Raw genomic sequence first — 8,031 nt, 5'->3', positions numbered from 1 at the left:
TACTTGCCACGCACGAAATACTGTGCCGTGACAACACCAAAGTAAAGCGACTAACTCGCCAGGCAAAGCTGCGCTTCGATGCTCGCCCGAGCGGTATCGATTACCGCAGCGGCCGTGGGCTCAAGAAGGAAAAAGTAGCGACGCTACTGAGTGGGCAATACCTGCACTACAACCAGAACATTATCATTACCGGGGCAACGGGTTGTGGTAAAACCCATTTGGCTTGTGCGCTGGCAACGCAGGCCTGTGAACAACATCACAGTGCCCGTTATTACCGACTCGGAGAGTTGTTGGATGAGTTACACGTTGGACATGCTGACGGCTCTTACCGACAGCAGTTGAATACCTTAGCGAAGCGTAAACTCCTTGTTATTGATGACTGGGGCATGGAGAAGTTAAGTGCTCGTCAGGCGAATGACCTGCTTGATGTGATGGAAATACGCTACCAACAGTCCAGCACTATCATCGCCAGTCAAATCCCCACCAGCGAGTGGTACAAACTGATCCCCAGTCCAACCATTGCCGACGCCCTACTTGACCGCTTATTGCACAACAGTCACCGAATCGAACTGACAGGAGAATCAATGAGAAAACTAGACCAATCCGATCGCTTAGCGTAAAAAGGGGGTTATGAAAAAGAACGGCTAACAGGTGATCGGATAACTCCGGAATCGCTGTTCGGAATCACCGAAATACGCAGTTCATCGAATATTTTCTCGTTTTTTAACATGAAATAGACGGCACGGCCTAGCTTGTGAGCTAGAGCAGACAAAGCTTTAGCTTTGCTCATCCGTTTTTGAAAGCGTTGCAATAATTGTTGAGCGCCTGTATTACCTCTGAGATATAAAACAGCGGCTTCAGAGAAAGCCCATTTGAGGTGGGCATTGCCAATTTTGTTGCCTTGAGTGCCATATGTTTTGCCGGCAGATTCAGCTTTGCATTTGATAAGTCTGGCGTATGAAGCAAATTTTTGAACGGATTCGAAGCGTTGAATATCGCCGATTTCATATAGGATGGTCAGTTCGAGTATTCGACCGATACCTGGGATTGTTTTTAGCAGATAGAAGTAGGTGGGTTGGTGCTTCTTGGCTTGTTTTTCCAGAAACCATTCCACCTGGCTAAGCTCCCGGTGGTAGCACTCCAGCACCGCTATATCCAGATTGATATTACGTTGCACTACAGGGTCATGGAAGGTTGTGTTGAGTTGTTCTCGTGCACAAACGTTCTTTAGATTTACTTTGTTCGGCGGTAAATTGTACTGGCTAGTGGTGTTAGCGACATGGGCTTTCATATCAGCGCCATGTCGTACCAGGTTGGTTCTGCGGCGCAACAGATCACGAGTAGCCCGCATGCTGCGCGGATATACATAGGCTAGAGGGAAGTTTCCACCGCGCATTAAGGCAGCAATTTTGAAAGAGTCCACGCGGTCATTTTTGGTTTTGCCGCCATGAATAGCCTTCATATATAAGGCGTGGCCGAGAATAAATTCAATATCATGGTCGTCGCAAAAATCAGCGATCCAGTACCAACAGTGCATGCACTCAACGCCGAGGACAAGATCATCTAAGTAAGGCGTGATAAGTTCAATCAACGCGTCTGGTTTGGCGGGGATCTCCTTATGCAGGAGGGTTTCACCTTGCTGACTGATGATGCAAACATAGAGGCTGCGGGCATGCAGATCGATTCCACAATAGTGTTTATGGGTGCTATTGTAAAAGTTCATTGGGTCTTCTCCTTTTTGGTTTGGTTGCCTTCCAGTTTAGCCAAGCTGGCTAGACTGGGGAGAAGGCTCAATGAGTATCAAGGCCAAGCACGGTGACGGCTTTTCCGTTGCGGCTTCGCCTTCACTACAAAGCCGCGCGTGTTGGCGGCGTTATGCGTTGAATCATTCCAGTTAGGAAGGAGTTATGAGTACAGTCATTGATGGGATTATAGTAGGTGGAGCGGGCGGCGCTGTAGCAGGGATCACTGTTTACTCAGTTCAGTATCTCCATCAAAAGATTAGGGACTGCATTGATAGCTCAGCCGTTTATAAGTGGCTCTCGACAAACACCAAGGACGAACAGGGGCATCGTTTCCGCTCGACAAGGGCAATTTCCAGTTGGACCAACCTGACCCAAGATAGAGTCCGCTATTTGTGCAGCCATCACAGAAAGATATATCTATCAACTGGGGGAAGAGAAGACATGTGGGGAGTATTGCAGCGTGACGACGATAGCTTCATATTTAGTTAGATTCGGGTCGGGCATAACCAAGTGCAGCACTTTACAGCCTTCGGCTGTCGCACGCTCGTAAGCTCGTACCGTTAGCTGGAATAAGGAAAATTTGTGCGGTCAGTTTTCATTCGACACAACTGTTCATCTACTCCCGACGTTCTGCGCCAATTGTGGGAGAGGCGTCTGATTGCGTTGCATTATGACGATAACTTTTCCACGAATCCCACTGACTACTATCCTGCCGGTCGGAAGGCACTCGAAAGATTATGGGGGTACTGTAAGGGCGGCGCTATTGTCGGTGCTGATTACAGGCGCTTGGATGGGTCTAAAATGCTTGTTGGGTTCTTGGAGCAAGGTGCACAGATATTCTCTGAGGAATTCCATGATCCTAGCTCTGGGGACTCATTTATTTACAAGGTGGCTGCCCTGAGTAATGCAGTTGAAGTTCCTTACGCCAATTACCCATTGCTAGTTGGCATCCAGCCGAGGCAAGCCACATTAACGGGATGGCCGAGCGCAAAAGGGGCGCTACTAGCGGCAGTGAAAGGCCGGTCACTACCTCGCAAGCCAAATTCTCTCCATCCAAGTCAACTTGAGGTTCTCTGCTACGAATGGCTGCGTAGTTCTGGGAAACTGGAACGGCTCGTATTGCCCATTGGTAGAGGGCTAATGGATATAGATATTTTCGGTATCGGCAGGGGGGAGAAAAGGGTCATTGGTCAGGTTACTTATAGCAAAAACGCTGCAGATCTTTCGGACAAACAATCCCGACTTTTGGGGCATGCACGTGATACTGACTCTGTTTACTTTTTTCTGCCAGAAGATGCCCCTCTTGTTGCCGGTGATGGCGTTGAGTTGGTCACGTTTCGGAAAGTCTTGGATGACTTGCAAGCAGACCCAGATGTTTCAACAAAAGCCATGCTACGAGAAATGTTTGCAGAGTACAGATAACAAAAGGCGCGAGCTAGACTCGCTAATGCTCAGCTGTGTTTACAGCCTTATGAATTAAGGAGGAATCGTGAGCGATTCAATATTCTCTGATCTTTTCTATTTGGATCATGTCAGTGGAGATAAATTATTTCCGGTAAAGATTCGGAATAGGGATACTGGGAAAGTGTCCTTCAGAGTATCTCGTGGAGGGACTGGCGGAAATACGAAGGAAGCAGGTTACGAAGTAGACTGCGAGTTCGAAGTAAAACGGCTAGTATTTGACCATGGTTATGCTGTAAGGGCATCCACCCGGGACAAGAGTCGTAACGGTCTGTACAAGCTCGGTATGCGGAGCATCAAAGGAGCCGTGGCGATTTAATTCATAACAAGTCGCAGCACTACGCAGCCTATGGCCGCCGGAAGCTCGTTCCTCGTCCCGTTTATTGAGGGCGTTAGCCATCAGAACCCGGTCATACACGTAGTAGTCTCAACCCCATCAGAGGAATACTATAGTAACACTCTGAGAGAGGGCAACCCATGGAAATTGAGCTAGTAACTAACCTAAAGCGGCAAGCGACGAAGGTTTTGGCTGAACTGCACGAAAGCAAAGAGGCCGTATTGATCACCGAGCACGGCCAGCCTTCGGCCTATCTGATTGACGTTCAGGATTACGAGTTTATGCAGCGCAGGTTAGCGTTGCTGGAAGCATTGTCCAAGGGAGAGAGGGCGATTCTGGAGGGTAAGACTAGCTCCCACACCAAAGCCAGAGAGCGGGTGCAAAAGTGGCTGAAATAGTATGGACAGACCCGGCGCTGGACCAACTGAAGAAGGTTGCTATGACAGCATTCACAGATAGTTTGTGGAACATGAAACCCAACATAGCGTTGGTCAAACAACTAAAGCAGACCTTCAACGCGTGGCGAATTCGACAGGCATGACACATGAAATTAGTGCTTCCCAGCCAAGAGTTTGAACAAAGTTATCGGTCGTATACTCAAGAGCTTGGCGATGAAGTGCGCTATCCATTTCCGCTTGATTTTGATGACACAGACTTTGCTAAGCTATTGCTTCGCATTGATAACTTTCGATTAGGTCAAAGCCTGCCGGCAGGGTATGTGCCGTCCACGACATTTTGGTTGGTCGAAGGCAGTGAAATTGTCGGTGTGTCTAACCTTCGGCACTCGCTTAATGACCAGATACGCCATGCTGGTGGCCACATCGGGCTCGGCATTCGGCCATCGAAGCGCGGGCAAGGGCTTGGCATTACGTTGCTGCGGCTAACCCTAGAGCAGGCTTATACACTCGGCATTACTGACGTGCATGTCCATTGCTATAAACGCAATGAACCCTCTGCGAGGATGATTCTAGCTTGTGGCGGGCGTCTGGACTCTGAGGTTGTAGCAGGCGATGAAGTTGTGCAGCGCTATGTGGTGCGCAGGTGAGGGCCGTATTTTAATTTATCGAGTCCGCAGAAATAACAAAGGCGCCGGAGGGCGCCTTTGATGTATGTAGCTATTGGGAAATTAGCCCAACAGAGACAATACTGACTGTGGTACCTGATTCGCCTGAGCCAATACAGAAGTACCAGCCTGTTGCAGAATCTGTGCACGAGTCATGTTAGAAACTTCTACAGCGTAGTCAGCATCTTCGATACGTGAACGAGCGGCAGTTAAGTTTGTAGCATTAGTTTGTAAGTTTTCAATAGCTGATTCAAAGCGATTTTGGATAGCACCAAGCTCTGAACGAAGTGAATCAATGACAGCTAAGTCTGCATCTAAATCCGCTAACACAGTGTCAGTCTCAAAGTCCGCTGACGTAACATCTAGAGCGGTGCCAGTTAGCGTTGATGAGTCAATCTGTTGAAGGTCAACAGCGATGATCTCACCATCATTTGCTCCAACTTGGATGTTTACGGTTTGAGTTGATGCTAAAACGTTAACACCGTTAAATGTAGTTTGCTCTGAAATCCGGTCGATTTCAGCAACACGTTGCGTAATTTCATCTTGAATCGACTGTAAGTCAGCAGCGTCATTCGTTCCATTAGCTGCTTGAACGGTTAATTCCCGAATACGCTGAACGTTGTCGTTAATTTGGTTTAACGCGCCTTCGGCTGTTTGCGCTAAAGAAATACCATCATTAGCGTTACGTTGTGCTTGTGCAAGGCCCTTGATTTGAGCTGTCATACGGTTAGCGATTGCTTGACCAGCAGCATCGTCTTTGGCGCTGTTAATACGCAGGCCTGAAGACAGACGCTCCATTGAAGTAGCCAATGAAGACTGTGACTTCTGGAGGTTTTGCTGACCAATCAGCGAGGTCATATTTGTATTGATAACTGACATAGTCTTATTCCTTCTGTTTTCAAAAATGGCCGGCGTGTTGGCCTGCCGTCAACCCTAGTTATCGGAACCTCGAAAAAAAACTTTAGCACTGATTTAAAAAAATTTTACACTGCATTGTTGTGAGCTTTCCTCAATGTTGGCTTGAGTAGCTAGAATCGAGACATAAAAAGGGTCTATGTGTACTGTAGGGGCGCTATAGATTTCGGTGGGGCTGCCGATAATTTTGGTTGCAGCAGTGACTTATAAAATGCGTAGTGATAACTAAAGCAGCAAAATAGCGCATAAATGCACCGCTGTTCTGGCTTTTATTCTGTGTAAGTTCGTGCAGACTAATTGGCGAAAAGGAATTGCACCGAGGACTTGGACTAGCCAAAGGAAATACCGTGCAGGAAGAAGAATATTCCCCCGTATCGAGTAAGCTAGAAGTTGCAGCCTTACTTGAAACTATGACGCAGCCTGGCGCTGCCACGCTTCAGCTCACAACTGCTGAGGCGAAGCCCTATCCGGTGATCTTGCTGGACCTCGAAGAAGATGAATTTGTTGAATTTGACCTGACAGCGATTCGTGAGTTAGCTCCGAAGCTGCGTCGTGGTGTGAAGTTTGTCTTATTAGGGCAAACCCATGCCGGCCTCATCCGTTCGACGCCCATGCATATGGAAACCTTCACCGATAAAGACGGTCGTTTGCTGGCGCGCTCCGCTTGGCCAGAAGGGCTCGACTTAAAACAGCGTCGTGCGGCATTCCGGGCAACTTTACGAATTGGTATGGACGTCGGTGTGCGCTTGCGTGCTGAAGAACCAAAGCGAGATCGAGTGAAGGCGAGTTCGCCTGAAGCGGTTGCCGCGAAGAAGAAAGTCGAACGTCCAGCTATTGATAATACAAAGAAGCTTGAAGAAGCGAATGCAGAAAAGAATAAAGCGTTAGCAGCAGGCGAGGCAGATAAGATTACCGCTCAAACCGAGAGTGCCTCTGAGATTGAAAAACAAAAAGTAGAGAAGGACGCGACACAAGAACAGGCTGCAACTGACCAAGCCGACCAAAAAGCAAACGAGCAAACAGGCAAAGAAGACAAGGCAACAAACCCCGAAAAAGCCGAAGAAGAGAAGAAATATTTCGAACTCATGGGCGACTTAAAAGACCTTTCAGCAACCGGTTGTTTGGTGGAGTTTTTTGCCCAAGATGGTGCGTCGAAAGTGATTACGCAAATGCGTACTGAGCTTGAAGTGTGTTTCCCTAACGGTACCGTTTTCCCAATTGTGTCCGACGTTCGGCATGTGAAAACCGATTCTGATCGCCAAGTTCTCAGTGTTGGTTTTGAGTTTTTTGCTCCCACCAAAGAGCAAGAAAAACAACTTTGGGAATATGTACGCGAGATCGAACGTGAAGCTTCTCGCACTGCCGGTGAAGGCAATGACCGCACACCCTCTCCTTTATTTGAAGTAAAAGAGGACGCGGTTAAGTTCTTGGGTCGTCGTCAGGGGCAAAAATATGCAACGCCGATGGCACGTCGTTTAGCTCGCATTGCGGGTTATCTCGACAGCCAAATGGTAGCGCTCACCCAGGGGCAGAAAATGAACTCTGGGCAACTGTCGGCGCATGCCGATCGGCTGCTCGATATTATTGCCGACGATCGCGAAGAGGCTCTATTTGCATTGCGTTGTATTCACCGCGAGTCGCCGTGGGTTGTTCACGGCTTGAGTGTGGCTGTGAAACTGGTTGATCTAGCCCAAAGTCGCGGACGAATGCCCCGTGATGTCATTAAAGGCATTGCCGCCTGCGCCATGATTCACGATCTCGGTAAAGGCATGCTGCCAGGTTCGTTATGGCGAGCAAGTACCTTAACCCGCGATTCTTACATGCGCATGCAATCGCATGTGGAATTGATTTTGGCTCAAATGGATACCTGCAAATGGCTGGCGCCGATTCTTGTCACGAATATCATTGAACAAATTAATGAGCGCTTGGACGGCAGTGGTTATCCGAACGAATTAGTTGCACGCGACTTAGGGCAATTACCTCGTATGGCGGCTGTGGTTGATGCAATCGATGCCATGAGTCGCCCTCGTGCTGACCGGGAAGGTATGACGGCTGAGTCGACCTATCGGCATTTACTGCAGAACCAAAACTTATTCGATGTTGACTGGATAGAAGCCTACATTCGACATTTTGGTGTGATTCCAATTGGCTCCCTGATTCAGTTCGAAAGCGGTCAGCTGGCGTGGGTGACTCGCCTAGACGACCAACGCCATATCAAAGCTGTGGTGTTAACCAGCGACACACAACCACCGCAAGATAACTTAGGTGATACCGTTGAAGGCACTGCGTTAGAAAAGCTTGGCGAAATCAAAGCGGTGCTTGGGGTTGATTACTAAAGGTTGACTACTAAGAATTAATGACGAGCTCGCAGTATTTGTCGTTGCGGGCTAGTCAAACCCACCTCGAGTATGACTAAAGTTTCCATTCACCTTGCCGATAACTCAAATAAGCCTGTTTTCTAGGCGCTTTTCGGCCAATCGATTTGACGAAAAGCTGACAAAATAAACAAG

General features: G+C 48.3%; 7 protein-coding genes. 5 read left to right on the top strand and 2 right to left on the bottom strand.

Annotated features, from left to right (window positions below):
• Positions 1-620 (top strand): IS21-like element helper ATPase IstB (istB, locus tag CWE06_RS05640; RefSeq protein WP_126792018.1); only part of this gene is annotated, 620 nt, incomplete at its 5' end.
• A gap of 8 nt (positions 621-628) precedes the next feature.
• On the opposite strand, the gene CWE06_RS05635 is transcribed toward istB, so the two are convergent.
• The gene (locus tag CWE06_RS05635) at positions 629-1,723 is read right to left on the bottom strand and encodes an IS110 family RNA-guided transposase (RefSeq protein WP_241972489.1); all 1,095 of its coding nucleotides are present in this window, start codon (positions 1,721-1,723) and stop codon (positions 629-631) included.
• A 1,162-nt stretch (positions 1,724-2,885) separates the two neighbouring features.
• Between CWE06_RS05635 and CWE06_RS05630 the strand changes: the two genes are divergently transcribed.
• The 3 genes from CWE06_RS05630 (at position 2,886) to CWE06_RS05620 (ending at position 4,588) form a co-directional block, all read left to right on the top strand.
• On the top strand, positions 2,886-3,167 hold the full coding sequence (locus CWE06_RS05630) for a hypothetical protein (RefSeq protein ID WP_126792016.1): 282 nt from the start codon (positions 2,886-2,888) through the stop codon (positions 3,165-3,167).
• Positions 3,168-3,683: 516 nt separating this feature from the next.
• Complete coding sequence (locus tag CWE06_RS05625; RefSeq protein ID WP_126792014.1) at positions 3,684-3,941, top strand: type II toxin-antitoxin system Phd/YefM family antitoxin; 258 nt, start codon at positions 3,684-3,686, stop codon at positions 3,939-3,941.
• 146 nt (positions 3,942-4,087) lie between these two features.
• Positions 4,088-4,588, top strand: a complete 501-nt coding sequence (locus tag CWE06_RS05620; protein ID WP_126792012.1) for a GNAT family N-acetyltransferase — start codon at positions 4,088-4,090, stop codon at positions 4,586-4,588.
• An 81-nt stretch (positions 4,589-4,669) separates the two neighbouring features.
• Here CWE06_RS05620 and CWE06_RS05615 read toward each other — a convergent pair whose 3' ends face one another.
• Positions 4,670-5,485: a flagellin N-terminal helical domain-containing protein gene (locus CWE06_RS05615; protein ID WP_126792010.1), complete on the bottom strand. Its 816-nt coding sequence runs from the start codon at positions 5,483-5,485 to the stop codon at positions 4,670-4,672.
• A 383-nt stretch (positions 5,486-5,868) separates the two neighbouring features.
• On the opposite strand from CWE06_RS05615, the gene CWE06_RS05610 reads away from it, so the two are divergent.
• On the top strand, positions 5,869-7,857 hold the full coding sequence (locus CWE06_RS05610) for an HD domain-containing phosphohydrolase (protein WP_126792008.1): 1,989 nt from the start codon (positions 5,869-5,871) through the stop codon (positions 7,855-7,857).
• Positions 7,858-8,031: the final 174 nt, after the last annotated feature.

The organism is Aliidiomarina haloalkalitolerans (assembly GCF_003987315.1).
Taxonomy (GTDB): Bacteria; Pseudomonadota; Gammaproteobacteria; order Enterobacterales; family Alteromonadaceae; genus Aliidiomarina; species Aliidiomarina haloalkalitolerans.
Note: the sequence above shows the minus strand (reverse complement) of the source record. Positions and strands in the feature narration are given on the sequence as shown.

What these genes read in the sequence shown, in the direction of transcription:
- CWE06_RS05625 (WP_126792014.1), top strand. Translation starts at nt 3,684, where the DNA reads ATGGAAATTGAGCTAGTAACTAACCTAAAGCGGCAAGCGACGAAGGTT.
- CWE06_RS05620 (WP_126792012.1), top strand. Translation starts at nt 4,088, where the DNA reads ATGAAATTAGTGCTTCCCAGCCAAGAGTTTGAACAAAGTTATCGGTCG.
- CWE06_RS05635 (WP_241972489.1), bottom strand. Translation starts at nt 1,723, where the DNA reads ATGAACTTTTACAATAGCACCCATAAACACTATTGTGGAATCGATCTG.
- CWE06_RS05615 (WP_126792010.1), bottom strand. Translation starts at nt 5,485, where the DNA reads ATGTCAGTTATCAATACAAATATGACCTCGCTGATTGGTCAGCAAAAC.
- CWE06_RS05630 (WP_126792016.1), top strand. Translation starts at nt 2,886, where the DNA reads ATGGATATAGATATTTTCGGTATCGGCAGGGGGGAGAAAAGGGTCATT.